Source organism: Bradyrhizobium sp. USDA 3315, from assembly GCF_054056795.1.
The window spans coordinates 3,928,057-3,951,997 of the sequence record NZ_JBSRYP010000001.1 but is presented as its reverse complement, the minus strand read 5'-3'; the positions used below and the strand labels follow the sequence as shown (position 1 = coordinate 3,951,997).

The following is a 23,941-nucleotide window of genomic DNA, read 5'->3' as shown; positions in this document are numbered from 1 at the left end:
CTCCTGAGCTTTTATGAATTGACCAACTCTTGCGACCGGCGCGCGGCGCTACCAAGCTTCGCCGAACGGCCTGATCTCGAAATTGAACGACCACGCGCTGCGATCCTGATGGGCGACGTGCCAGACCTCGTCGGCGATCGCTTTCGGCTTGATGAAGAAGTCGTCCGGCCGATCCGGCCAGCGCTTCCGCGTCCACTCCAGATCGATCACGGCATCGATCACGAGATAGGCGACGTGAACACCTTGCGGCCCCAGATCGCGGGCCATCGCCTCGGCGAGAATCCGCTGTGCCGCCTTGGTCGGCGCGAACCCCGCGAAGCCGGCCTTGCCGCGCAACGCCGACGTATTGCCGGTCGCGACGATGGCGCCCTTGCCGGCAGCGATCATCGCCGGGGCAAATCGCCGTGCCAGGTACAGCAATCCCATCGTGTTGACCTGGAAGTTGCGATTGAGAATCTCCGGATCGATCTCGCGGAAGGTGCCGAACGCCCCGCCGACGGCGTTATGAATGACCACGGCGGGATTGCCGAGATCGCGCTCCACGGCGGAGGCCACCGCCTCGACCTGCGCGGGATCGGACACGTCGCACCGATAGGCCTTTGCGCCCGGCAGCTGCTTTTCGAGCGCGGCGAGGCGCGCCTCGTTCCTGGCGAGAAGCGCGACGCGATAGCCGCCCTCAGTGAATCTCCTGGCGAGCGCCGAACCGGTGCCGGGCCCAACGCCGGATATCAGACAGACAGGTGCGGTCACGCGATCAACCCTCCGCGTTGCGGCCCATGGCCTTCATGGTCTGGCGGCCGCCTTCGACAGCAGCTTCTCGACATAAGGCTTGAGATCCAGCCCGACGTGCTCATGCGCGATCAGGCGATCAAAGTGAGCGAACATCAGCGGATACTCATCCTGCACGCCCGAATGCAGGATTTTCGCCAATCCTTGCTTTTTCAGCTGCTCGGTCCGCGCATGTTCATTCATGAACAGCGCGAGTTCGGCGGCAAAGCAGATGTCGGCAATCGAGATACCGTTCCCGACCAGCGCCTCCCGCCGCGGCGACAGCGCCTGCTCGATGCCGGACGCATAGATCGCGAACGCATCCTTGGCGCGCGCATGAATGGCCGCATCGACGGTGCCGCCCGAGAGCGCCAGCAGATAGATTTGCGAGTCCCGCGCGAACACCAGGCTTACATCGAGAAAACTGTCGATCCGCGACGCCTCAAAGGCGTCGCGCCCGTAGAGCGGGAACTTCGCCTCGCCGAGCCGCGCCACCGTGCGCATGATGCTGTTCGATTCGAAGATTCCGACCTTGCCGTCGGCGCCGAACGCGGCCGGCACATTACCGAACGGCTGCGCCGCCATGAACGCATCGGTCTTGAACAGTTGCGCCCCGGTCAGTCCGACCCGCCCGGTCCGTGCCAGCGACGACAGCGAGGCGCGCTCATGCTCCGCCAGCGGGCGGGCATCATAGTCCCACAACCAGTCCCGCAACTCCTTGCCGGACGCGCCCCTGACCTCGACGTCGACGCCGCAGAACCGCGCCGCGATGGTCGCCTTCCAGACCCGTGGGTTCGGCAGATAGGAGAAGATGCGCAAGGCGGCCATGGCGGCTGCTCCGGTGCTGATGCCTCAGGCGGCCAGCTTCAGGATCTTGACGACGTCGCCGGGCTCGCGGATCGGCTGCGGGTTGGCCCGGGTGAAGATCGACAGCATGGCGTTCCGGCCGATCAGCTCAAACCGATCTTCGCCGACGCCGACATCGGCAAGCCGCCGCGGCAAGCCGAGCTCCGCGATGAACGCCGCAAACGCCTCGCCGGCATCGCGCCCCGGCGCGCCGAGCGCAGCGGCGATCGATCGCTGGGCGGCTTCCGTCGCCGGGCGGTTATAGCGGAGCACGCTCGGCATCATCACCGCCGTGCAGAAATAATGCGGCACGTCGCAGGTGCCGCCGAGCACATGGCCGATGGCGTGGCTGGCGCCCATCGGCACTCGCGACTGCAATCCGAACGCCGACAGCCAGGAGCCGAGCTGGCAGCTTAACCGCGCCGGCTCGTCGTCGGGGTGGGCCTTGGTGCGCAGCAGACCGTCGTGCAGATAGCGCAGCCCCTGCTGGCACACCGCATCGACCAGCACGTTGGGACGGCTGGAGCAGATCGCCTCGATGCCGTGATCCATCGCCCGCGTCCCGGAGCCGAGCCAGAGCTTCTCCGGCGTATTTTTCGTGATCGCGGGATCGAGGATGATGCTGCGCGGCATCATCATCGGGTGGTTGAATATCTGCTTCAGCTTACGGCTGGTATCGGTGACCAGCGCGCCGGAATTGTATTCGCCGCCGGACAGCGTGCTGGGGATCGCGATCATCCGGACCTTCGGCGAGCGGAACGGCCCGAAGCGGCGGTCCGGCGTGGTCTCGAAGCCGTCGAGGCCATCAGGCTCGTAGATTTCGTGCTCCATGCACATCAGCACGATCTTCGCCGCATCGACCACGGAGCCGCCGCCGATCGCGACGACGAGGTCCGCCTTGGCCTCGCCGGCCTGCCGCGCGATCTGCGTCACCACGTCCCGCGTCGTGTGCTGCGGTACGCCGTCGAAGGTCGCGGCATGGCGGTCGCCGAGGGCGTCACGGATTTTCTCGATCTCGTCGCTCGTGGTGTTCAACGTCCGGCTGACGATCAGGTAGACGCGTTTGGCGCCCAGCCGCTCGGCCTCCTCGCGCAGCGCTTCGGCCGCCGGCCTGCCGTAGATCACGGATTCCATGGTCGGGTATTGATGGCTGCCGGTGACGCGCATGCTTTCACTCCCTCGATGCGTCCGTGAGCTACGCCGCCGGTCAGGCCGACAGCTTGGTAAAATCGGGCTGACGGCGTTCGGCGAAGGCGGCAAAGGCTTCGCGCGCCTCGGGCGTCGTCAGCCGCTCCTTAAACAGCACGCCTTCCTCGGCGATCTGCGCCGCGATCCGTTGCTGCTCGCGCATCAGCTTCTTGGTCATGCTGAGCGACCCTGCCGGCCGCCTGGTCAGCGCAATCGCCGCGTCATGCGCCCTCTTGCGCAGATCGGCCTGCGGCACCACGGCATTGGCGAGGCCCGATGCCAGCGCGCCCTGCGCGTCCATCGGCTCGCCGAGCGCGAACATCGCATAGGCGCGCGCGTGCCCGATCCTGAGCGGCAGCAGCCAGCTCGACGCCGCCTCCGGAACCAGCGCGAGATTGACGAACGGCGTGATCAGCCGCGCATTCTCGGCAAGATAGACCAGGTCGCAATGCAGCAGCATGGTGGTGCCGACGCCGACCGCATTGCCCTGCACGGCGGCGACCAGCGGCTTGCCGACCTTGCTGATGGTCTCGATGAAGCGATGCGCGGGACTATCGACTGCGCTTTCGCCGCGTGCCTGGCTCGCGAAGTCGGCGAGGTCGTTGCCCGCGGTGAAGCTGTCGCCGTCGCCCTGGAACAGGATGACGCGGACGGCCGGATCGGTCTCGGCCTCTTTCAGAGCATGCGACATGGCGTCATACATGGCGCCGGTCAGCGCATTCTTCTTCTCGGGCCGCTGCAAGGTCAGCGTCATGACGCCGGCGGCGATCTCAACCTTGACATGCTCGGTCATGGCACTTTCCCGTCAGGCGACCGCGCGGGCCGGCATGGTTTCGAACTTACCGTCGAGGAAGCCGGTCAACCGCTGCCGGATGATCGCTTCGGCTTCGGCCATGATGCGGTCGATCAGCTCCTTGACGGTCGGGATGTCGTTGATCAGGCCGACCACCATGCCGCAGCTCCAGGCGCCGGCGTCCATCTCGCCGTCGATCATCACCTTCGGGTAGACCCCGGCGACCTGCTCATGAATGTCCTCGATCTTCAGCCTGGCGCCCTTCTCGCGCTCGATCTCGAGCAGCTCGTCGACGCCCTTGTTCTTCAGCACGCGCTCGGTGTTGCGCAGCGCGCGCATCACGAGGCGGGTGTCGAGCTCGTCGGCGTCGAGCAGCGCCTGCTTCACATTGGGATGAACCGGTGCCTCCTTGGTCGCGATAAAGCGCGTGCCCATGTTCATGCCGGCAGCGCCCATCGACAGCGCCGCGACAAGGCTGCGCGCGTCCGCCATGCCGCCCGAGGCGACGAACGGGATCTTCAATTCGTCCGCTGCGCGCGGCAGCAGGATCATGTTCGGGATGTCGTCCTCGCCGGGATGGCCACCGCACTCGAAACCGTCGACGCTGACCGCGTCGCAGCCGATCTTCTCGGCCTTCAGCGAATGCCGCACCGAGGTGCATTTGTGGATCACCTTGATGCCGGCCGCCTTCAGCGCCGGCATGTACTGCTCCGGGCTGCGGCCCGCGGTTTCCACCGCCTTGACGCCGCCCTCGCGGATCGCCGCGATGTATTCGGGATAGGGCGGCGCGGTGAAGCTCGGCAGGAAGGTCAGGTTCACGCCGATCGGCTTGTCGGTCATGTCGCGGCAGCGCGCGATCTCCTTCGCCAGCAGCTCCGGCGTCTTCTGGGTCAGGCCGGTGATGATGCCGAGGCCGCCGGCGTTGGACACCGCGGCCGCCATCTCGGCGAAGCCGACAAAATGCATGCCGCCCTGGATGATCGGATGCTGGATGCCGAACAGTTCAGTGATTGCTGTCTTCACAAGTCTCTCCCGCGTTTCCGCTCAGTGGACGATTTCGAACAGGCCCGCCGCGCCCATGCCGCCGCCGATGCACATGGTCACCACGCCGTATTTCGCCTTGCGCCGCCGGCCCTCGATCAAGAGGTGACCGGTGAGCCGCGCCCCGGTCATGCCGTAGGGATGGCCGATCGCGATCGAGCCGCCATTGACGTTCAGCTTGTCCGGATCGATGCCGAGCTTGTCGCGGCAATAGATCACCTGCACCGCATAGGCCTCGTTGAGTTCCCAGAGATCGATGTCGTCGATCTTGAGGTTGTGCCGCTTGAGGAGCCGCGGGATCGCGGCAACCGGGCCGACGCCCATCTCGTCCGGCTCGACGCCGGCGGCGACGAAGCCGCGGAAGATGCCGAGCGGCTTCAGGCCCTTCTGCGCGGCAACCTTGTCGCTCATGATCACGCAGGCCGAGGCGCCGTCCGAGAGTTGGCTGGCATTGCCGGCGCTGATGGTCTTGCCCTCGAACACCGGCTTGATCTTGGCGAGCCCGTCCGCCGTGGTATCCGGCCGCGGGCCCTCATCCTTCGCCAGCGTCACCTGCTGAAAGCTGACTTCCTTGGTGTCCTTGTTGACCACGGCCATTTTGGTCGTGATCGGCATGATCTCGTCGTTGAAGCAGCCGCCCTGCAACGCGGCGCCGACGCGGCGCTGGCATTCGAGGCTGTATTCGTCCTGCTTGTCGCGGCCGATCCCGTAGCGCTCGGCGACGACTTCCGCCGTCTCCAGCATCGACATGTACATCTCGGGCTTCATCGCCATCAGCTCGTCGTCGACGGCGTGGAACCTGTTCATGTGCTCGTTCTGCACCAGGCTGATCGACTCGATGCCGCCGCCGATCGCGATCTCGACGCCGTCGAGCATGACAGAGCGGGCGGCGACCGCGATCGCCTGCAGGCCGGAGGCGCATTGCCGATCGATGGTGGTGCCGGCGACCGTCACCGGCAGCCCGGCGCGGATGGCACCCTTGCGCGCGACGTTCATCACCATGGTACCCTGCTGCATCGCGCAGCCCATCACCACGTCCTCGACCTCGCCGGGCGCGATGCCGGCACGCTTCACCGCTTCGGCCATCACATGGCCGGCCAAAGTCGGGCCGTCGGTGTTGTTCAGCGCGCCGCGATAGGCCTTGCCGACGCCGGTGCGCGCGGTGGAAACGATGACTGCATCCTGTGACATGCTTGCCTCTCTGAATCAGGCGACCGCGTCGAGCTGCGCATAGCGCAGCACGTGATAGGCGGGATCGCCGAACTGGATGTTGATGGAGGAAATCCGCTTGAAGTAGTGGCCGACATTGAGCTCGTCAGTCATGCCCATGCCGCCGTGCAGCTGCACCGCCTGATCGGCGACGAACTTGCCGGCATAGCCGATCTTCGACTTGGCACCCGAGGCGAGCCGAGACACGCCGGCCTCATCGTCATTGAGACTGAGGCTGAGATGCTGCATCAGCGACAACGCCTCCTGATGCGCGATGAACATGTCGACCATCCGGTGCTGCAGCACCTGGAAGCTGCCGATCGTGACGCCGAACTGCTTTCGCGTCTTGGAATAGTCCAGGGTCGCAGCGTTCAGTTCGCCGATCGCGCCGACCGCCTCGGCGCAGAGCGCGCCGATGGCGCGGTTGCGGCAGGCCTCCAACGCGGCGACGCCCTCGCCTTCACTGCCCAGCAATTGCGCGCGCACGCCGCGCAGGCTGACCTCGGCCGCTCTGCGGCCATCGATCGTCTTGAAGCTTTGCAGGTCGAGATTGGCCGCCCGGCGATCGACCACGAACAGGCTGACGCCGCCACGATCGTGGCGATGGCCCGAGGTGCGCGCGGAGACGATCAGATAATCCGCCCACGGCGCGGCGGTCACCGTCGTCTTCTCGCCGGTGAGCACATAATCGTTGCCCTCGCGGCGCGCCGTGGTGGTGACGGTGGCGAGATCGAAGCGCGAGCCCTTCTCGGTCCAGGCCAGCGCCCAGAGTTTCGTGCCAGCGATGATGTCGGCGATGAACGCCTGCCTCTGCGCGTCGGAACCTGCCTGCTCGATCAAGCCACCCGCGACGACGACCGTCTCGACGAAGGGCTCCACGACAAGATGGCGGCCGAACTCCTGCATGATGATCATGGTCGACAACGGCCCGCCGCCGAGCCCTCCGACCGCTTCCGAGAACGGCGCGGCGAGCAGGCCGAGCTCGGCGAATTCAGCCCATTGCTTGCGGCCAAAACCCTCCTCGCTCGCGACGATCTTGCGGCGGGCGTCAAAGTCATACTGGTCGCGCAGCAGCCGCTGGACGCTGGACCGCAACAATTCCTGCTCTTCCGTGAACTGGATATCCATCCGATCCTCGTTGCTTGTGGCTAGAGTCCAAGCACCGCCTTGGCGATGATGTTGCGCTGGATCTCGTTAGACCCGCCGTAGATCGAGAGCTTGCGCGAGTTCAGATATTTCTCAGACGCCGTGTGGCCGTAGTCGGGGCCCGGCATGAAGTGGTTGGCGCTGACCGGATGCTCGCGGATCGCAAGCCCGTAATTGCCGATCGCCCGATGCGTCAGCTCGGTGATATCCTGGAAGATTTCGGTGCCGCGAATCTTGAACAACGAGGCGGCCGGTCCCGGGTCGATGCCGCGCGCCATCTGGGCGACGACGCGAAGCTCGGTCGCCTCCAGCGCCAGCACGTCGAGCTCGACGCGGGCGATGTCCCGGATGAATTCCAGATGCGCCGGATCGTCTTTGGGGATTTCCGCCTTCACGATCTTCTTCAGCCGCGCGATGTAGCGCGTCGAGCGGCCGATGCCGGCCATGCTGGTGCGCTCATTGCCGAGCAGGAATTTGGCGTAGGTCCAGCCCTTGTTTTCCTCGCCGATCAGGTTCTCGGCGGGGACACGCACGTTCTCCAGGAAGACGTCGTTGACCTCGTGCGAGCCGTCGATGGTGATGATCGGGCGCACGGTGACGCCGGGCGACTTCATGTCGATCAAGAGAAACGAGATGCCGGACTGCGGCTTGGCCGTGGGATCGGTACGCACCAGGCAGAAGATCCAGTCGGCATGCTGCGCCAGCGTGGTCCAGGTCTTGTGGCCGTTGACGATGTAATGATCGCCCTCGCGCACCGCCTTGGTGCGGACGGTCGCGAGGTCGGAGCCGGAGCCCGGCTCTGAATAGCCCTGGCACCACCAATCCTCGCCGGACAAGATGCGCGGCAGGAATTTCTTCTTCTGCGCATCGTTGCCGAAGGTGTAGATCACCGGGCCGACCATGGTGACGCTGAACGCCAGCGGCGGCATCGTGCCGGCGCGCGTCGTCTCCTGCTCGAAGATGAAGCGGCGGGTGATCGACCAGCCGGGCCCGCCATATTCCTTAGGCCAGAGCGGCGCGATCCAGCCCTTCTTGTGCAGGATGCGATGCCACAGCAGCATCTGCTCCTTGGAGAGATCGGTCTCCGGATTGGCGACGCGCATCTCCGCCGGGTAATTGTCCTTGATGAAGGCGCGAACCTCATCGCGGAACGCCGCATCTTCAGGGGATAGCGCGAGCTCCATCTGACCGGCTCCCTACCACTTCTCGCCGAAGGGCCGGATTTCCAGCTCGAAGGTCCAGGCGCTCTTCGGCTGCTGATAGAGCTGCCAATAGGCGCCCGCGACCGATGCCGGCGGCATCAAGAGATCGGGATTGTCGAGCGCGTTCGGGCCGAGCGCCTCGATGCGGCGCTGCCGGACCCATTCGGTATCGACGCCGGAATCGATGATCAGATGCGCGACATGGATGTTCTTCGGCCCCAACTCGCGCGCCATTGCCTGCGCCACGGCGCGCAGACCGAACTTTGCGCTGGCAAACGCCGCATAGCCGCTGCCGCCGCGGAGTGACGCGGTCGCGCCGGTGAAGAAGATGTTGCCCTCGCCGCGCGGCATCATCAGCCGCGCCGCCTCGCGCCCAGCCAGGAAGCCGGAGTAGCAGGCCATCTCCCAGACCTTGCGGAACACGCGCTCGGTGGTTTCCAGGATCGGGAAATTGACGTTGGCGCCGATATTGAAGATGCAAACCTCGAGCGGCGCATGCTTGTCGGCATCGTTGAGGAAGGCCGTGATCTCCTCTTCCTTGCGCGCATCGAGCGAGCGGGCATGGATCTCGCCGCCGGCGGCCTCGATCTCCTTGACCAGCGGCGCCAGCTTGTCGCCGTTGCGGCGGCCGGCGAAGATCGTGAAGCCTTCGGAGGCGAACTTCTTGGCGATCTCGCCGCCGATAAAATCACCGGCACCAATGACGGCCACCGTCCTGTTTCTCTTCTGCATGGTGTTCTCCGGTCTTGTTTGAGTGAACTGGCTTGCGGCGACGGCTCGGCCTCAGCCGCGCAGCGACTCCGCGAGCTTGTGCTTCAGCAACTTGCCCGTCGATGTCGCGGGCAGCGCGTCCATCAGGATAATCTCCGACGGCCGCTTGTACGAGGTGAGTTGCGGGGCAATATGCGCCATCAGGTCCTGTACCGTGGCGGTCGAACCCTTGATCAGCTGCACAAAGGCAACCACCTCTTCGTTGCCCTCGACCGGCCGGCCGACCACGGCGCACTGCACCACGGCGTCGTGCGTGCTCAGCACCGCCTCGATCTCGGCCGGATAGACGTTGAACCCGGAGCGGATGATCATCTCCTTGGTCCGCCCGACGATGTAGAGCGCATCGTTCTCGAAGCGGGCCAGATCCCCGGTGTTGAACCAGCCGTCGGGATCGATCGCCTTGGCGGTCAAATCGGGCGCGCGGTAATAGCCGCGCATCACGTTGGGGCCGCGAACATGCAGCTCGCCGACTTCCCCTGCCGCAACCGGCTTGAGGTCGCGGCCGACCAGTTTTGCCTCGAGGCCCGGCATGACGCTGCCGACCGCATGATCGGCCCGCGGATTGTCGGGCCGGACGCCGGAGATGCCCGGCGAGCATTCGGTGATGCCGTAACCGTTGAGCAGCGGCAGCCCGAGCTCCTGCTCGACCCGTGATTTGAGATCGAGGTCGAGCGGCGCGCCGGCCACCGAGATCACCCGCAACCGGCCGCGATCGAGCTTCGGCAGGCCGGCATTGCGCCGGTATTCGAGCAGACGCTGATAGGTCGCGGGCACGCCGTTCAGGATCGTGATGCCCTCTTCAGTCATCGCCTTGACCAGCGCGGCCGGATCGTATTTCGCCACCAGACGCACGGTGGCGCCGATCATCAGGGTCATGGTCAGCAACGAGATGCCGACGATATGCGAGATCGGCAGCACGCAATACTGCACGTCATCGGCCGCCATCTTTCGGAAGCTTGCCGTCGCCCGGGCGCTGAACAAGAGATTGCGATGGGTCAGCATCACGCCCTTCGGCGTGCCCGTAGTGCCGGAGGTGTAGATGAGAACTGCAACCTGGTTGGCGCCGTCGGCCTCGACCGGCTCCGCCACGGTTGCCAGGTTCAAACCGGTGACGGCGATGCCGCGGAGCGGACCGACATCCTGCACGGCGGCCTCGTAACGCGCGGCATGCGTAGCCGCCTCCTGCGAGACCTCGGCGGTCAGCAGCACGCGGCGGGCGCCGCTGTGATCCCTGATCTGGTCGAGCTCACGCGGCGACAGCCGGGGATTGACCACGATGGACCAAGCATCGAGCCGGCTCGCCGCCAGCAGCAGGCAGGCGAGCGGGATCGAATTCTCGCTCACGATCATCATGCGGTCGCCGGCGCGGATGCCGAGCGCCCGCAGCGCCTCGGCGACGCGACTGACCGCCCGATCGAGCTCGCGGTAGGTCAGCCGCATCTTGTCGTCAATCAGCGCCGGATGATCCGGCGTCGCCCCGACGTGGTGATCGATCACCTCGTGGATGCGGTTCGGCAAGCCTTCCACACTTCCTTCAAACTGGGTCGACGCCTGCACTGAAACCTCCCTGTGACAGCCCTTTGGGCCTGATTTGTTGTCTTGAGGAATTTTCCCGCTCAGGCGGTCTTGCGCCGCCCCGCGGCCAGCTGCGCGACGATCTCGTCCTCGACCTCGCGCAGCTTGTCCTTGCCGAAGAAGATCTCGTCGCCGACGAAGAAGGTCGGTGAGCCGAACGAGCCGCGCGCCACCGCGTTGCTGGTGTTGTCGATCAGCTTCTTCTTCACCTCGTCCTGCTGGGCGCGGGCGATGATGCGGTCGATATCGAGGCCGGAGGACAGGAACGCTTCGCGGAACACCTGCGGATTGTCCATCTTCTTGGGCTCGGACCACATGTGGTGATAGGCGGCGCGAAAGTACGGTTCGAACAGCCCTTCGAAATCGGCAGCGACGACGCCGCGCATCAGCATCAGCGTGTTGACCGGAAAGAACGGGTTGGTCTTGAACGTCGTGATGTTGTAGCGGCGCAGGAAGCGCTCGGTCTCGAGCGCGTTGTATTCGGGCTTGTTCTTGATGCCGCGCAGCGACTCGCCGGGCGACATGTTGCCGGTCGCCTTGTAGACGCCGCCGAGCAGCACCGGGATGTAGTCGAACTTCACGCCGGTGCGCTTCTCGATTTCGGGCAGCGCCTGCTCCGCCAGATAGGCGTTCGGACTTCCAAAATCGAAATGGAATTCGACCTTGAGCGGAGCAACCATGGAACGCCCTTCCCTTTGAGTACCAGCAGCCCTCAGCCGCCGCGTTGATCGAGCCGGGACCTTAAGTTCTATTTTAGAACTGTCAATATGATATTTGTCATCCAATGAATAAGTCACGGCTGCAGGCGAAGCATCCTATTGAAATTGCGTTAGTTCTGTTTTAGAATTTAAAAGGCGATGTCGGCGCAGACCGCAGGAGATGCTGATGAAATGGGATGCCCTCGAGGAGGAGCCGTGCTCGGTGGCCCGCACGGTGGCTGTCATCGGCGACCGCTGGAGCCTGCTGGTCCTGCGCGAATGTTTCCTGCGCATCCGCAGGTTCGATGACTTCCAGGCCTCGCTCGGGATCACGCGGCATCTGCTCGCCGACCGGCTGAAGAAGCTGGTGCGGTTCGGCGTGCTGCGCAAGATCCCCTATCAGGAAGCGCCGAAGCGTTACGAATACATCCTGACGCAGAAGGGCCTCGACCTTTATCCGATCATCATGTCGATCGTGCACTGGGGCAACGTCCACATGGTCGATTCGCGCGGCCGGCCGATGCTGCACGAACACAAGACCTGCAAGAAGATGTTCGATCCCGTCATGGTCTGTTCGGAATGCGGCGAGCCGCTGAGCGCGAAGGCGGTCCACGTGCATCCGGGCCCCGGTGCGCGAAAATCGTCACCGGTGCACGCCAAGGCGCAGGAGCGAGCCAGGCGCGCCGCTGACTAGACCTGGATGCTGTTCGCGAAGCCGGCGCCCCGCGCTCGCGGTTGCTCAGTGTGACGGCGCAGCCATCAGCGCAACATTGCCGCCAAGCAGGCAGCCGACGGCACGGCCGCCGGCGAAGCCGATGCGGACGCGGATCTCGGACAGCCGCCCCATCGCCCTGCCCTGCAGGATTCGAATCTCGCCGTCATCAGGAGCGACCAAGCCGTAGTCGAGCAACCCGAACGCCAGCGCGGCGGCCGCAATGCCGGTTGCGGCATCCTCGCGATAGCCGGAGGAGCGCGGGAATTGCCGCGCCTCGAACAGGCGAGCTTTTCGGTCGATCACGGCGAATGGATAGAGCCCGGTCGATCCGATCCGGCCGCAGACCGCCTCGACTTGCTCGGCCGCGGGATCGAGCGCATTCAGCGCTTCGGGGGAGCGCATCGGAACGAGTGTCTTGATCCGCGATGTGACGGCATTGCACGGTATCGCCGCGTCGATCGCATCGGGCCCGACCGCGAGCGCCCGCAGCACGTCATCGCGTTGCCCCGTGGTCAGCGGAACGGTCTTCCCGGCCGGCTGGGTGATCTCGACACGCGGCTCGCCATGACGATTTCGGCTGATGAAGCCGGTGACCGGACCGCTGCGCGTCGAGATCCGGATGGTGTCGGCCGGCAACTTTCCCTGGCGTGCAAGCAACCAGAGCGCGCCGATGGTCGCGTGGCCGCACATTTCCATTTCGTGATTCGGAACGAAGAAGCGGAACGTGGCGTCGAAATCGTCACTCTGCGCCGGCAACACGAAGCCGGATTCGTGACCATGGCGGCGGGCGACGTCCTGCATCTCGGACGCGCTCATGCCGCTTGCATCCACCACGATCGGACAGGGATTGCCGCCCTGCCCATCCACTGTGAACACGCTGACCAGTTCCGCTGTCGCCATGATGTCGCTCGCCTGTCTCGCCGTCCCTACTTGACCAGCGTCGCGCCGGTCTCCGGATGCTGCAGCCAGCCGAGCAGCGCCTCGTGGAAGCGCGCCGGCGCCTGGATTTGCGGCGAATGGCCGAGGTCGGGGAATTCGATCAGCTGCGCATGCGGAATCCGCTTGGCCGCCTCCTTGCCCAGCACCGGATAATTGCCAAGCGTCTTGCGGATCTCCGGCGGCGCAGTGTCCTTGCCGATCGCGGTGGTGTCCTTGTCGCCGACAAGGAGCAGCGTCGGCGGCTTGATCTGCTCGAATTCGTAGAACACCGGCTGGGTCGCGATCATGTCGTAGAGCCGCGCCGAGCTCGACGCCACGGCAGCGCGGCCCTCTCCGCGATACATGCCGGCCAGCATCTGCACCCACGTCTCGTAGGACGCATCCCAGGTATCGGCGTAATAGGTGGCGCGCTCATAGGCGCGGATGCTGTCCGCGGTGACGCGCGTCTCGCGCTGCATCCAGCCGTCGAGGCTGAGCCACGGCACGCCCTTGGCCTTCCAATCCTCCAGCCCGATCGGATCGACCAGAACCAGATGGTCGGTCGCCTCCGGATACATCAGCGCATAGCGCATCGCCAGCATGCCGCCGGTCGAATGGCCGACCATGATCGAATGCGCGATCCCGAGCGAGGCGAGCAGCGCGCGGCTGTTGCCGGCAAGCTGCTGAAAGGTGAACTGATAGCGCTCCGGCTTGCTGGACTTGCAGAATCCGATCTGGTCCATCGCGATCACGCGATAGCCGGCGCCGCTGAGCGCCTTGATGGTGCCGTCCCAGGTCGCGGCACAGAAATTCTTGCCGTGCAGCAGCACCGCGGTCTGGCCGTTCGGCGTCGCCGGCTTGACGTCGAGATAGGCCATGTCGAGCTCCTGCCCCTGAGAGCTGAAGCGATAATGCTCCACCGGATAGGGATAGTCGAAGCCCTGCAATTCCGGTCCGTAGGCCGGCTCGGCGGCCGATTGCGCCAAGGCGTTGGACGATCCGAGCGCAACGGTCGCAGCGACGGCGATGTGAAACAGGGTTTTCAGAGGCATCTCGGCAAATCCAGAACTCAGGGGCGATCTCGTGATGCCGTAGCCGAACGCGTGAGCGCCATCCAGCGCCCAGCGATGATTTGTTCGTGATCCCGCGCGAAATTACGCCGGATCGAACGCCCGGATCGGCGGCAGATTGCCGTTGAAGCGCTCGACCTCGACGCTGGTGAGCTGGCCGGTGCAGCCCTGCGCGAAGGATGACGTGCCGATGTCACGGGTCAGCACGTTCGGATTGCCGTGCACGCAGAGCGGCGCTTCCTCCTCGGGATCCATCGGATCGTACCAGGCGCCGGTCGGCAGCTGAACCACGCCGGGTGCGATGCCGTCGGTGACATGCACCGCGGCGAGGCAGGCGCCGCGTGCGTTGAAGATGCGGATGATGTCGCCGTCGGCAATACCGCGCGGCTTGGCGTCGCGCGGGTTCATGCGCGCGACCTCGCGGCCGCGATGCTTGGCGTCAAGCGAATGGCCGCCGAAGTCGAGCTGGCTGTGCAGGCGCGTCACCGGCTGGTTGGCGACCAGGAAGCACGGCGCGCCCGGCGTCGGCGTGTCGGTCTTCTCGAGCCAGACCGGATGGCCCGGACAATCCGCATCGCCGTGGCTAGCGATCTTCTGCGAAAAGATCTCGATGCGGCCGCTCGGCGTCGGCAGCGGGCGCGCGAGGGGGTCCTCGCGAAAACGGCGCAGCGAGCCGCCATCGTCGAGATGCTGCGGCACGACCAGGCTGCCGCGCGCCCAGAACTCCTCGAAGCTCGGCGCCTCGAGCCCGCGCGCGGCGAGCGCCTTGCGGGTCGGCTCAAAGAGATGTTCCAGCCATTGCCGCGAGGTGCGCCCTTCGGTGAAGGGCTCGCGGGCCCCTAACCGCTCGGCGAGATCGGCGAAGATCTCGTAGTCGTCGCGCGCAAGACCGAACGGCTCGGCGATCCGGTGCATCGCGACCATCAAGGGATCGTTGCTGGAATAGCCGATGTCCTCGCGCTCCAGCGTCATGGTCGAGGGCAGCACGATGTCGGCGTGGCGGGCGGTGGCGGTCCAGGCCAGCTCATGCACCACCAGCGTGTCGAGCCGCGCAAACGCCTTGCGCAGGCGGTTGAGGTCCTGGTGATGGTGGAACGGATTGCCGCCGGCCCAATAGACCAGGCGGATATCCGGATAGGTCCGCGTCTCGCCATTGTAGCGATAGCTGGTGCCGGGATTGAGCAGCATGTCGGCGATGCGCGCCACCGGAATGAAGTCGGCGACGCCGTTGCGGCCCTGCCCGAGCGTCGGTCCCGGCACCGCATTGACGCGGCGGCCGTAATAGCCGATCGCGCCGAGCGAATAGGCGTAGCCGCCGCCAGGCAGGCCGATCTGGCCGAGCGCCGCCGCCAGCACCATGCCCATCCACACCGGCTGCTCGCCATGCTCGGCGCGCTGCAACGAATGCGACACGGTGATCAGCGCTCTGCGGCCGGCAAGCCGGTGCGCGAGCGTCTTGATGGTGCCGGCGTCGATGCCGCAGATCGCCGCGGCCCATTCGGCGCTCTTGGGCTGACCGTCGCTCTCGCCGGTCAGATAGCGCAAAAACACCGGCCAGCCCTCGGTGTAGCGATCGAGGAAGGCCTGATCGTGCAGGCCTTCGCTGACCAAAGTGTGGACGATGCCGAGCATCAGCGCGGTGTCGGTGCCGGGTGTGGCCGTCAGCCATTCGGCGCCGACCTCGACCGGGAGATCGTCGCGCAGCGGACTGACCAGGATGAATTCGCAGCCGCGCCGGTGCGCGGCTTCCATGGCGCCGCGCTCGACATGCTTGCTGATCGAGCCGCCGGCCACCATCGAGTTCTTCAGCGCCATGCCGCCGAATGCCAGCACGATGTCGGTCTCGGTCGCGATCTGCTCCCAGGTGACGTTGCGCTTGGTGATGTCCTCGTAGCCGGTCAGGATCTGCGGCAGCAGCACCGAGGACGCGCCCGAGGAATAGGTGTTCACCGAGCGGACATAGCCGCCCATGGCGATGTTGAGGAAGCGGTGCACCTGGCTCTGCGCGTGATGGAAGCGGCCCGCGCTGGACCAGCCGTAGGAGCCGCCGAACACCGCACCGGGGCCGATCGTGTCGCGGATCCGCGTCAGCTCGCCGCCGAGCAGGTCGAGCGCCTGCTCCCAGCTCACCGAGACGAACTCGTCGCGGCCGCGGCGATCGTCCGGGCCGGGCCCGCGCTCGAGCCAGCCGCGGCGGATCGCAGGCTGCGCGATGCGGGCCTGATGGCGCAGCGCGCCGGGGAAATTGTTGATGATGCGGTTCGGATCGGGATCGGCGGCATAGGGCCTGACTTCGAGACCCGCCTTGCCGAGCCGCGCCGAGAACACGCCCCAATGCGAGGTGTGCGGCTTGAACCCGTCGGACAAATCGAGGCCGGGATCGGGGTGGCCAATGGTCTCGCTCATCGATGCTCCTTCATCCCAGGCCGGTTCATCCCAGGCCGGCGCCGCGCCAAGTCTGTCGCAACGTTCCGGCCAGTATAATGATCCAATCGGCGCGCGGTACCCGCTAACACGGATCGCACCGCGCCTTGCCGGCATGACTGCGGGCGACGGCGGCGGAACTCCCGCCGGGGCCACGCCGCCAAAATATCGAAAACAACCCCATGCAAAGGCGCCGGGCGGCCGCCGGCGCCCGACAAGGCCACTCGCCCGACAAGGCCCGCCCGACAAGGCCACTTGACGCGTCGGGCAAATCAGGGATACATTTCCAATATTCCGAAATCGTGCAAGTGCCCCCTCGCCCGCAACAGCGGGCGCGACGGATGCACGTGAGACCGAAACCCCTCCCCACAATCGACATCGCGCCGGCTGCCGCAGCGAGCGATCGTCTGCGCGCTTGCCGCGCGCAATCCCAGGGAATACCCGACATGGATACTGCACCCGACATCGCCGTGCCGACGATGGCCGCCGCAACCGCCCAGACCCAGGCTGCCGCAGCCCCGCGGATCAAATTCTCCTCGCACGGCTTCTGCATCGACCATCCTGATCCCGAGCTCGGCGCACGGTTGATGGCGAACGCGCTGGGGGTCGCCGACCGCGACGCGATGGACGGCATCCTGCGGCAACTGGTCAAGGCCAGCGTGAGCGGCGGCAAGCCCTGCGAGGTCAACCTCGCCTTCATGATCTCGATGGTGAGAAGCATCGGTCCGCGGGATTCCGTCGAGGCCATGCTGGTGGCGCAGATGGTGTCGGTTCATGTGATGGCGATGCGATGTGCCCATCACCTCGCGCATGCCAAGGACCTCGCCCAGCACGACAGCGCCGCGCGCATTGGGCCGGCTCGCCCGCACCTTTCCCGCCCAGATCGAGGCGCTGAACCGCCACCGCAGCCACGGCGAGCCCGCCATCACCGTGCAGAACGTCAAGGTCGAGGATGGCGGCAACGCCATCGTCGGCAACGTCACGCAGCATGCGCGCGTGATCGTGTCCGACAACAGCCCGGCATCCGCGGCGCGGAATGCGCCGAACGCCGTGGGCTCGCGGCGACGGCGGAATTCCGCCGATGCCGGGCGGGACGCCCAGGCATGAGCGATCACATCCAAACGACCGGCCCGATGCTGGCGAGCCGGCGTTGCGGCGCCAGGACCCGCTGCGGCGGTTCGTGCCGCGCGCCAGCGGTGCGCGGCAAGACGCGCTGCCGCATGCACGGCGGCGCAACGGGATCCGGCGCGCCTCGGGCGAACCGGAATGCGCGCAAGCACGGCCGGTTCACTCGGGAAGCGATCGCCGAGCGGCGGCAGATCCGGGCGTTGTTGGGAGACGTGCGGAGGATGCTGGTGGGGATGAAGTGATTGCGTTTCGCAAATGGCCGCGCGCCTCAACGACCAATGGGCCGCCGGGCGCGAAATCCCGCTGGCCCATTCCCGCTAAAGCATGATCCGGAAAAGTGCGAAGCGGTTTTCCCTGCGACAAACGCGAAGCGTTTGCGCGGAGATCATGCTCAAACAAAGAGCTAAAGCGCGATGACGATTCAACCTGATCTCATCGCGCTTTAATGGATCATGAGGGCTGCGGCGATGCCGAACGCCGTGAGCGTTGCAACGGCCAAACTCATCAGGGTTATCGCTACAGGCCTCGGCATGACGATTAAACCCGCTGACGCAGTAAAAGATTAACGGTTGCCGGACATTGCCGCGTTCCGCGAAGACGACAACGCACCCCGTAGCGGCCCCGCGAGCAAAGATCCGGATTCCCGGCGGTCAGCGCACGAAGGCCAGGATCAGCGCAATGGTGACCAGCGCGTAAGTGCTGGTGACGGCGATGCCCAAATACAGACGCTCCACTGCGGCCTCCTGACCTCAAGGCGCCGCCCCCGCGCGATCAACTTAGCGCCCGCTCCGGCGCCAGGCAGCTGGAATTCCGGGTCATGGTAAATCTACGGGACCGTCCATCCGGGCTAGCCCCTGTAAGCTGCCGGCGCCAACCCTGTGGGCTCCTTGCGTCCGACTGAGGAAGTACCCCTCTCTTTCCAATTGCCGGCCTGTCGGGCTTATCACCGTGCAGAACGTGAAGGTCGAGGGCGGCGGCAACGCCATCGTCGGCAACGTCACGCAGCATGCGAATGTGGTCGTGTCGGACCAGAAGCCGGCATCCGCGGCGCGGAAGGCGCCGAAGGCCGCGCGCGCCAGGCAGGACGCACAGGCGTGAGCGGTCGCATCCAAAATACCGGCCCGACGCCGGCGAGCCCGCGCTGTGGCGCCAAGACCCGCTGCGGCGGCGCGTGCCGCGCGCCGGCGGTGCACGGCAAGACGCACTGCCGCGTGCACGGCGGCGCGGCGGGATCCGGCGCACCAAGGGCAAACCGGAACGCGCGCAAGCACGGGCTGTTCAGCAGGGATGCGATCGCCGAGCGACGGCAGGTACGGGCGTTGTTGGGAGACGTGCGGAGGATGCTGGAGGGGATCGAGTAATTGGTTCGCAAACGGCGCGCGTCGGCCGCCTAAGATCTCTTCCTCTCATCGGCAAAAACACGTTCTAGAGCGCTTCCCCAACCCCTCTCAAGGGGCAAAACTCGTAGGGCAGCGTTTCTGGGGACGTTAGACGTTCGTACAACCAGTGATCCATCTCGGGTGGACTCCTCCCGTATGTATCGGCCATGATCGCGGCCGGGGGGGATTCTGGATGCTGGGAAGAGTGGTTGCCTTGGAGTACGTGCGTCAAATGGGCGCCGGTCGCACTTGCCCGCTTCTGGTCAATTGCGAGAAGTCGGACGGTTCGATCGTCTCCGTAGTCGCCAAGTTCTCAGACTTCTGTGACCAACGCGAAACTCATCTGGCGCGGGAAATTGTCGGAGCGTGCTTGGCCGGTGACCTCGGCTTGCCAGTGCCGGAACCCGCACTTATCGACATCCCAGCCGGCTGGAGCGACATCATCCCGGACGCGCCGCTACGGGCACGGGTGGCGGCAAGCAGTTCCATAGCCTTCGGCTCTACGTTGATAACGGGCGGCTTTTCGACTTGGACCCCAAATACAAGGGTCAAGGAGGCGATGTACGACACGGCAACCGCCATTTTCGCCTTTGACGCGATTATCCAAAACCCGGATCGCCGTGCCACTAACCCTAATTGCCTTGTTCGGGGTGAGGATATCCGGATTATTGACCATGAACTGGCCTTCGCCCATCGAGTTGTACTAGGGTGGAGACCTCCTTGGGTACCAGGAGGGCTTAACTGGTTGGAGACGAAGGGAAGTCATATTTTCCTAGCCGATTTGAAGCGTTCTGCTTTGGATTTCGTCCCAGTTCGGCAACGTTGGAGTGCCCTGCCGATGATCGGCTGATCGAGTACCGAGCAGCGATTCCACCCGAGTGGGCTCACGTAGCGGCCGACGTAGATTCCGCGCTGACGCTCATTCGAGATGCTCGAGACAACATCGACGCGTGTATAACGGAAATTCGACGGGTATTGTCATGAAGGACAAGCAGCAATACGGCTTCGTAATCCTTCGCTACGTTCATGACGTGCTGACGGCTGAGTTCGTCAACGTCGGTGTTGTCATGTACGTACCCTCCGAAGGTCGGGTCCTCGCGAAGACCAGAAATACGATGGGCCGCCTTCGTGGCGTCTTCCCCGATTTGGACCGTGCAGCATTCAATTCGGCCATGGCCAGCGTCAGACGTGGTTTTCAGAAGATCGCCAAGCGCAAGTCCACAGCGGGTCTATTCAAGTCGCACGATTCCGTGATGGCAATTGCCCAAGAGGCGGTGCCTCACGATGACAGTTCGCTGCAATGGTCCCCCGTCGGAGGCGGCCTTACGGGGAATACTCAGGAGACCTTCGATCGCCTCTACAATCAATTTGTGGCTCGTTATGACCACAAGTCGTCGCACCGCCGGACTGATGACGAAATCTGGCGCCCAGTGCTGGCCAGGCTCGAAGAAAGAAACTTGGCGACAAAACTGCACGAAAAGGTAATCGCGGGCACGCTAGATGACGTGACGTTCAAGCACGCTTGGAAGAACGGGCAATGGCACGTCTATGAGCCAATCTCGTTCGACCTGGCCGAAGCGGATAGCATCAAGGGAAAAGCTCGGGAGTGGCTCGGCCATCTCGCCGCCGTCGTCGCCGATGGGAAGACAGAAGCTTTCAAGCCGCATTTCTTCGTGGGAGCGCCTTCCGATCCTCGTCTGAACGCTGCCTACGAGGTGGCGAAGAAGATACTGAGCCAAGCACCCAACAACCCCGAGGTATTCGAAGAGGCGCAGCTAGACGAATTTGTTGCCCAGATAGAGGATGAAGTTAGGGCTCACGATGCTCAGTCCACGGGACCGAGGCCATAACTTCGGCCCGTCGGCGCCTTTGACGTCGGCAATACAGTGGAAGATGTACGCGGCTGTCGCGAATGGCCGCGTAACAGCTGGTGCGTCTCGAAAAGCCATGCAGTTAATCGAAGTTCTCGTACTGGCAGTCGCACGAGGAAGTTGCGCGCATAGACAACCAATTCAAAGTAGCCCGCATGAGCGCAGCGATATGCGGGGACGGACCATTCCCCGGATGTCGCTGCACTCATCCGGGCTACGCCTGCTGAAGCACGATCGGGCGAGAGCTCTAGCGGCATCCTTAGGAAAGACAGCGTCTTCTGGAGATCAGGAATTTCCCAGATCGTGATCTGCATCGGTGACAGCGCACTACTTTGTCAGAGGGCTTCGTCGACGTTGACGCTCACGAAACCCAAAAGGTCTCTGCGATCCACGAGTAGAGCAGCCGCGGAGAAATTGCATGCTCAAATTACGAGATAGCGATGTCATTGCGTTTTTACGTTTGGCCCGACCAAGGTGATCCTCAACGGCTGCCGCATGCCGCATTCAACAATCGAGGCTGGAAGCGATTCCCGCAATTTGCCAACACTCGGCAAAGGGTGCTGCAAGTCATCTTTGATAATGCTGCCCCAAAGCTCCGCCTAAGCGTGAACGCTCATTACCTTGACTTTGACGGCGACGGCCTTGCCGCGCCAAACGTGCGCGGGGCGATGGAAGCTATGTCAGCACACTACGAACTCGAACAGGCCAAGCTCGACGTAGTACCGCAGCTCACGGCGGTGCGAGGCGCGCAGCAATAGCTGAATAAGCTCAAGGCGGCCCGCCAGTGGGTATTGTCGGCGGCCGATATTGATAGGATCAAACGCGACCTGACGGGCGAGCAGAAGATCCCCGGTGCAAAAGGCATCGAATGCGGCGCATGAAAATTGACCGAGATACCACGGTTGGAGGCCAACCTGCGAAGCTAGTGCGCAATCTCCTGGCCGATGGCACTAACTCCGATGGCTTCTATTCCGATCTGGTGGAGGAGCATCTGCTGAAGGCATGGTGGCGCTCAACAATCGACGCGTTGGTCGAAGAAGGCAAGATCGACCATCACAACCGCGGCCAAGCTCTCCGCAGTTGGAGTTGGGCACGAGATCGCGACAGGATTTTCGGAGTGCGTTTGCCCAAAGCGCCAGATTTCCCGACTCAGACGCGCAAATTGATCGAGGCACTTCTGGCCCACGATCTCATCCGCGAAGACGGTCGGGAGAGCGGCGACAGCCGCATCGTCTATCGAGTTACGGACAAGGGCTACGCGAGCGGGATGAAGACGCTTGTTCCGCGAATGACTCGTGCCGTTGCCGAAGCATTACTCCAGCAGACGCTTGAGCGGATCGCCAAGATCAACGTTGATTCTGAGTTACTCCACTACGTCACTGAGGTTCGGGTATTCGGCTCCTATCTCACCGACACCAAGGACCTCGGTGACCTTGACCTAGCGATCAAACTTGAGCGGAGACGGGTCAAGGGTGAGTGGGTGAAGGCCTGCTACGATCTCGCCGACAAGAGCGGCAAGAGGTTGAGCTTCCTTCAGAGGTTAACCTATCCAGAGACCGAACTACGCCGCCGGATCAAGAGCCGCTCGTCTCGAATCTCTTTGCACGAAACCAGCGAGCTTGACGAGAACCCGGAGATGGGCGGCAAGACTGTGTACATTTTTGCCGTGCCTGAATAGTCTAGCGCAATCAAGAAGACTCTGCAGCGCCGCAACATCGACGGCGAGTGCCACCGGCAATTGAATCCGCCGACGCATCCTGTGCGCCTCAATCGAAGCCCCGCGTCATTTTCAGAAACAAATTTCCGGGCGAAACGGGCGCCCGAGTGTGTCATCACAGCGGAATTGTTTGCTCGATAGACCGGACGACCCAGGATAAATTTCATGATTGCGCGGGGGCTTGTTTTCGTCATCCTCACGCTTTTCCCGGCAGGCGCAATTGCCAGAAGCTGGTTTCTCAATGGCCTCGGGAGCAGCGGCATTTATCACATCTGGGAGTTCGGCGACGACGGCCTGGTGTCGAGCCTGACGCCGGCGCTGTCGCCGCCCGATGGCGTTCTTCATTTGGCGTGGCCATCCGCGATCGCGCCGGATGCGCATACGCGGCGTCTTTATGCGTCGGCCTATACGACGGGCTGGTTTCAGCTGCGGCTCTGGACGTCGACGAACGAAGGAGCCTGGATTCCGCAGGGAATCGCCTTTCAGTCGGACGCGTCCGAGCCCGGCGGGATCGGACCGGCGCAGGTGGTGTATGAGCCCGGAGCAGCCGAGCCGTACATGATCTATTACCTCGACCGCGCGGCGAAGCAGATCAAGCTTGCGACCAGCGTCGACGGCATGACGTTCACGCGCCATGGCGCCGTGATCACGCCCTCACTGCCCGAGGAAGCGTCCGGGCTGTCGATCAGCTATGCCTGTCGGCGCGCGAACGGCGAGTATGTCATCTTCTATCACGGCTACTACAACAACACGCAGAATGCCGTCGCGCTGGTTGCCACGGCAGATAGCCCACACGGCCCGTTCACGAAGAAGACCATCATTGCGCGGCCCGATGGTTTTGCGTCGACGCTTTCCGCCCACCGTCTCAATGCAACCGCCACCGCTGATGTCGCGGTGCCGCTGGGGATTCCGCTGCTGGTCGGCGGCGGCACGGCAAGACAGGAGGCCAACGTCGCAATCAAGCAGGATGAGACGACGATCTGGTTCGAGCGGCCATTCGTGTTCGATCACGTTTCGGATCGTCTGGTTTCGGTCTCGCGAAACAAGGTGGAGCTGTCCTACGCCCAGGAGCAGCCGGACGGCAGCTGGCGCGGAATCTTCTCGCTCTACAATCCAGACCCTGGCGTCGCTTCGGAATATACGACGGAAGGCAGCGCCCGATCCCTGACCGCGCCATGGTCGTATGCGAGAACCGGGTTTCGTTTCAAGCCATGGTATCGCGGCGGGGAGAATTCGACGGAGAACCCGACGCCGCTTCTCAGCAACGACGCGTGCTCGAGCTAGAATGGCAGGCGCATCGTGACTGCGACTTTGATGCTGCAGACGACGCCCCGCTTCCGTCGTGACCGTCCACGGTTCGGCTGCGACCGACGAGGCAGCCGCCGGGCTGACCGGGGACCATCCGCTTCAGCCCGACTATTCGCGGAGCTGTTCCTGGAGGCCGTTGCGCAATCGAGGACGATCTGCCAGTTTTCAACCTTT

Annotated in this window: 23 protein-coding genes; 9 read left to right on the top strand and 14 right to left on the bottom strand. The window is 64.2% G+C overall.

All coding sequences use genetic code 11. The annotated features are described in order from the left end of the window. Positions 1-48 precede the first annotated feature (48 nt). From ACVIYL_RS18195 to ACVIYL_RS18145, 11 genes are read right to left on the bottom strand one after another with little or no spacing between them, the layout of a single operon-like run. Positions 49-750, bottom strand: a complete 702-nt coding sequence (locus tag ACVIYL_RS18195) for an SDR family NAD(P)-dependent oxidoreductase (protein ID WP_456779360.1) — start codon at positions 748-750, stop codon at positions 49-51. A gap of 33 nt (positions 751-783) precedes the next feature. Further along, complete coding sequence (locus ACVIYL_RS18190; RefSeq protein WP_456779359.1) at positions 784-1,596, bottom strand: glutathione S-transferase; 813 nt, start codon at positions 1,594-1,596, stop codon at positions 784-786. 24 nt (positions 1,597-1,620) lie between these two features. Then, complete coding sequence (locus ACVIYL_RS18185) at positions 1,621-2,781, bottom strand: iron-containing alcohol dehydrogenase (protein WP_456779358.1); 1,161 nt, start codon at positions 2,779-2,781, stop codon at positions 1,621-1,623. Positions 2,782-2,821: 40 nt separating this feature from the next. Then, on the bottom strand, positions 2,822-3,595 hold the full coding sequence (locus tag ACVIYL_RS18180; protein WP_456779357.1) for an enoyl-CoA hydratase-related protein: 774 nt from the start codon (positions 3,593-3,595) through the stop codon (positions 2,822-2,824). Between the two features lie 12 nt (positions 3,596-3,607). Then, a complete protein-coding gene (locus ACVIYL_RS18175) occupies positions 3,608-4,618 on the bottom strand; it encodes an NAD(P)H-dependent flavin oxidoreductase (RefSeq protein WP_057019203.1) in 1,011 nt (336 codons plus the stop codon). 21 nt (positions 4,619-4,639) lie between these two features. Beyond that, positions 4,640-5,827, bottom strand: a complete 1,188-nt coding sequence (locus ACVIYL_RS18170) for an acetyl-CoA C-acyltransferase (protein WP_456779356.1) — start codon at positions 5,825-5,827, stop codon at positions 4,640-4,642. A gap of 15 nt (positions 5,828-5,842) precedes the next feature. Beyond that, a complete protein-coding gene (locus ACVIYL_RS18165; protein ID WP_456779355.1) occupies positions 5,843-6,973 on the bottom strand; it encodes an acyl-CoA dehydrogenase family protein in 1,131 nt (376 codons plus the stop codon). 20 nt (positions 6,974-6,993) lie between these two features. Further along, on the bottom strand, positions 6,994-8,175 hold the full coding sequence (locus ACVIYL_RS18160) for an acyl-CoA dehydrogenase family protein (RefSeq protein WP_456779354.1): 1,182 nt from the start codon (positions 8,173-8,175) through the stop codon (positions 6,994-6,996). A 12-nt stretch (positions 8,176-8,187) separates the two neighbouring features. Beyond that, on the bottom strand, positions 8,188-8,925 hold the full coding sequence (locus ACVIYL_RS18155; RefSeq protein WP_016845326.1) for an SDR family oxidoreductase: 738 nt from the start codon (positions 8,923-8,925) through the stop codon (positions 8,188-8,190). Between the two features lie 51 nt (positions 8,926-8,976). Continuing rightward, positions 8,977-10,521, bottom strand: coding sequence for a class I adenylate-forming enzyme family protein (locus ACVIYL_RS18150; RefSeq protein WP_456779353.1), 1,545 nt, complete (start codon positions 10,519-10,521; stop codon positions 8,977-8,979). Positions 10,522-10,580: 59 nt separating this feature from the next. Continuing rightward, entirely contained in the window at positions 10,581-11,219 is a 639-nt protein-coding gene (locus ACVIYL_RS18145) for a DsbA family protein (protein ID WP_456779352.1), read from the bottom strand. Positions 11,220-11,424: 205 nt separating this feature from the next. Between ACVIYL_RS18145 and ACVIYL_RS18140 the strand changes: the two genes are divergently transcribed. Continuing rightward, the gene (locus ACVIYL_RS18140) at positions 11,425-11,931 is read left to right on the top strand and encodes a winged helix-turn-helix transcriptional regulator (protein WP_026193238.1); all 507 of its coding nucleotides are present in this window, start codon (positions 11,425-11,427) and stop codon (positions 11,929-11,931) included. 45 nt (positions 11,932-11,976) lie between these two features. Here the strand turns inward: ACVIYL_RS18140 and ACVIYL_RS18135 are convergent, their stop codons facing one another. The 3 genes from ACVIYL_RS18135 to ACVIYL_RS18125 all read right to left on the bottom strand — a co-directional run bounded on the left by ACVIYL_RS18135 (position 11,977) and on the right by ACVIYL_RS18125 (position 16,346). Next, positions 11,977-12,852, bottom strand: coding sequence for a PhzF family phenazine biosynthesis protein (locus ACVIYL_RS18135; RefSeq protein WP_456779351.1), 876 nt, complete (start codon positions 12,850-12,852; stop codon positions 11,977-11,979). Between the two features lie 26 nt (positions 12,853-12,878). After that, the gene (locus tag ACVIYL_RS18130) at positions 12,879-13,922 is read right to left on the bottom strand and encodes an alpha/beta fold hydrolase (protein WP_456779350.1); all 1,044 of its coding nucleotides are present in this window, start codon (positions 13,920-13,922) and stop codon (positions 12,879-12,881) included. Positions 13,923-14,024: 102 nt separating this feature from the next. After that, complete coding sequence (locus ACVIYL_RS18125) at positions 14,025-16,346, bottom strand: molybdopterin guanine dinucleotide-containing S/N-oxide reductase (protein WP_456779349.1); 2,322 nt, start codon at positions 16,344-16,346, stop codon at positions 14,025-14,027. A 497-nt stretch (positions 16,347-16,843) separates the two neighbouring features. Here ACVIYL_RS18125 and ACVIYL_RS18120 point away from each other — a divergent pair, with 497 nt between their 5' ends. The 8 genes from ACVIYL_RS18120 to ACVIYL_RS18085 all read left to right on the top strand — a co-directional run bounded on the left by ACVIYL_RS18120 (position 16,844) and on the right by ACVIYL_RS18085 (position 23,743). Then, positions 16,844-17,734 carry an HGGxSTG domain-containing protein gene (locus ACVIYL_RS18120; protein ID WP_456779348.1) on the top strand — a complete coding sequence of 297 codons (891 nt, stop codon included), beginning with the start codon at positions 16,844-16,846 and terminating at the stop codon, positions 17,732-17,734. A 706-nt stretch (positions 17,735-18,440) separates the two neighbouring features. Further along, positions 18,441-18,590: a hypothetical protein gene (locus ACVIYL_RS18115; protein WP_456779347.1), complete on the top strand. Its 150-nt coding sequence runs from the start codon at positions 18,441-18,443 to the stop codon at positions 18,588-18,590. Further along, the gene (locus ACVIYL_RS18110; RefSeq protein WP_456779346.1) at positions 18,587-18,853 is read left to right on the top strand and encodes an HGGxSTG domain-containing protein; all 267 of its coding nucleotides are present in this window, start codon (positions 18,587-18,589) and stop codon (positions 18,851-18,853) included. The genes ACVIYL_RS18115 and ACVIYL_RS18110 overlap by 4 nt, the downstream gene beginning before the upstream one ends. A gap of 211 nt (positions 18,854-19,064) precedes the next feature. Beyond that, the gene (locus tag ACVIYL_RS18105) at positions 19,065-19,721 is read left to right on the top strand and encodes a HipA family kinase (protein ID WP_456779345.1); all 657 of its coding nucleotides are present in this window, start codon (positions 19,065-19,067) and stop codon (positions 19,719-19,721) included. Positions 19,722-19,851: 130 nt separating this feature from the next. Next, positions 19,852-20,721 carry a DUF3037 domain-containing protein gene (locus ACVIYL_RS18100; protein ID WP_456779344.1) on the top strand — a complete coding sequence of 290 codons (870 nt, stop codon included), beginning with the start codon at positions 19,852-19,854 and terminating at the stop codon, positions 20,719-20,721. Positions 20,722-21,182: 461 nt separating this feature from the next. Beyond that, entirely contained in the window at positions 21,183-21,500 is a 318-nt protein-coding gene (locus ACVIYL_RS18095) for a hypothetical protein (protein WP_456779343.1), read from the top strand. Positions 21,501-21,619: 119 nt separating this feature from the next. Then, the gene (locus ACVIYL_RS18090) at positions 21,620-22,420 is read left to right on the top strand and encodes a hypothetical protein (RefSeq protein WP_456779342.1); all 801 of its coding nucleotides are present in this window, start codon (positions 21,620-21,622) and stop codon (positions 22,418-22,420) included. 204 nt (positions 22,421-22,624) lie between these two features. Then, positions 22,625-23,743 carry a hypothetical protein gene (locus tag ACVIYL_RS18085; RefSeq protein WP_456779341.1) on the top strand — a complete coding sequence of 373 codons (1,119 nt, stop codon included), beginning with the start codon at positions 22,625-22,627 and terminating at the stop codon, positions 23,741-23,743. Positions 23,744-23,941: the final 198 nt, after the last annotated feature.

Excerpts from the sequence above, each read along its gene's own strand:
- ACVIYL_RS18105 (WP_456779345.1), top strand. The coding sequence starts at position 19,065 with ATGCTGGGAAGAGTGGTTGCCTTGGAGTACGTGCGTCAAATGGGCGCC.
- ACVIYL_RS18165 (WP_456779355.1), bottom strand. The coding sequence starts at position 6,973 with ATGGATATCCAGTTCACGGAAGAGCAGGAATTGTTGCGGTCCAGCGTC.
- ACVIYL_RS18120 (WP_456779348.1), top strand. The coding sequence starts at position 16,844 with ATGGCCGCCGCAACCGCCCAGACCCAGGCTGCCGCAGCCCCGCGGATC.
- ACVIYL_RS18160 (WP_456779354.1), bottom strand. The coding sequence starts at position 8,175 with ATGGAGCTCGCGCTATCCCCTGAAGATGCGGCGTTCCGCGATGAGGTT.
- ACVIYL_RS18125 (WP_456779349.1), bottom strand. The coding sequence starts at position 16,346 with ATGAGCGAGACCATTGGCCACCCCGATCCCGGCCTCGATTTGTCCGAC.
- ACVIYL_RS18135 (WP_456779351.1), bottom strand. The coding sequence starts at position 12,852 with ATGGCGACAGCGGAACTGGTCAGCGTGTTCACAGTGGATGGGCAGGGC.
- ACVIYL_RS18155 (WP_016845326.1), bottom strand. The coding sequence starts at position 8,925 with ATGCAGAAGAGAAACAGGACGGTGGCCGTCATTGGTGCCGGTGATTTT.
- ACVIYL_RS18180 (WP_456779357.1), bottom strand. The coding sequence starts at position 3,595 with ATGACCGAGCATGTCAAGGTTGAGATCGCCGCCGGCGTCATGACGCTG.
- ACVIYL_RS18095 (WP_456779343.1), top strand. The coding sequence starts at position 21,183 with ATGTCATTGCGTTTTTACGTTTGGCCCGACCAAGGTGATCCTCAACGG.
- ACVIYL_RS18130 (WP_456779350.1), bottom strand. The coding sequence starts at position 13,922 with ATGCCTCTGAAAACCCTGTTTCACATCGCCGTCGCTGCGACCGTTGCG.
- ACVIYL_RS18085 (WP_456779341.1), top strand. The coding sequence starts at position 22,625 with ATGATTGCGCGGGGGCTTGTTTTCGTCATCCTCACGCTTTTCCCGGCA.
- ACVIYL_RS18190 (WP_456779359.1), bottom strand. The coding sequence starts at position 1,596 with ATGGCCGCCTTGCGCATCTTCTCCTATCTGCCGAACCCACGGGTCTGG.
- ACVIYL_RS18145 (WP_456779352.1), bottom strand. The coding sequence starts at position 11,219 with ATGGTTGCTCCGCTCAAGGTCGAATTCCATTTCGATTTTGGAAGTCCG.
- ACVIYL_RS18100 (WP_456779344.1), top strand. The coding sequence starts at position 19,852 with ATGAAGGACAAGCAGCAATACGGCTTCGTAATCCTTCGCTACGTTCAT.
- ACVIYL_RS18170 (WP_456779356.1), bottom strand. The coding sequence starts at position 5,827 with ATGTCACAGGATGCAGTCATCGTTTCCACCGCGCGCACCGGCGTCGGC.
- ACVIYL_RS18140 (WP_026193238.1), top strand. The coding sequence starts at position 11,425 with ATGAAATGGGATGCCCTCGAGGAGGAGCCGTGCTCGGTGGCCCGCACG.
- ACVIYL_RS18090 (WP_456779342.1), top strand. The coding sequence starts at position 21,620 with ATGAAAATTGACCGAGATACCACGGTTGGAGGCCAACCTGCGAAGCTA.
- ACVIYL_RS18185 (WP_456779358.1), bottom strand. The coding sequence starts at position 2,781 with ATGCGCGTCACCGGCAGCCATCAATACCCGACCATGGAATCCGTGATC.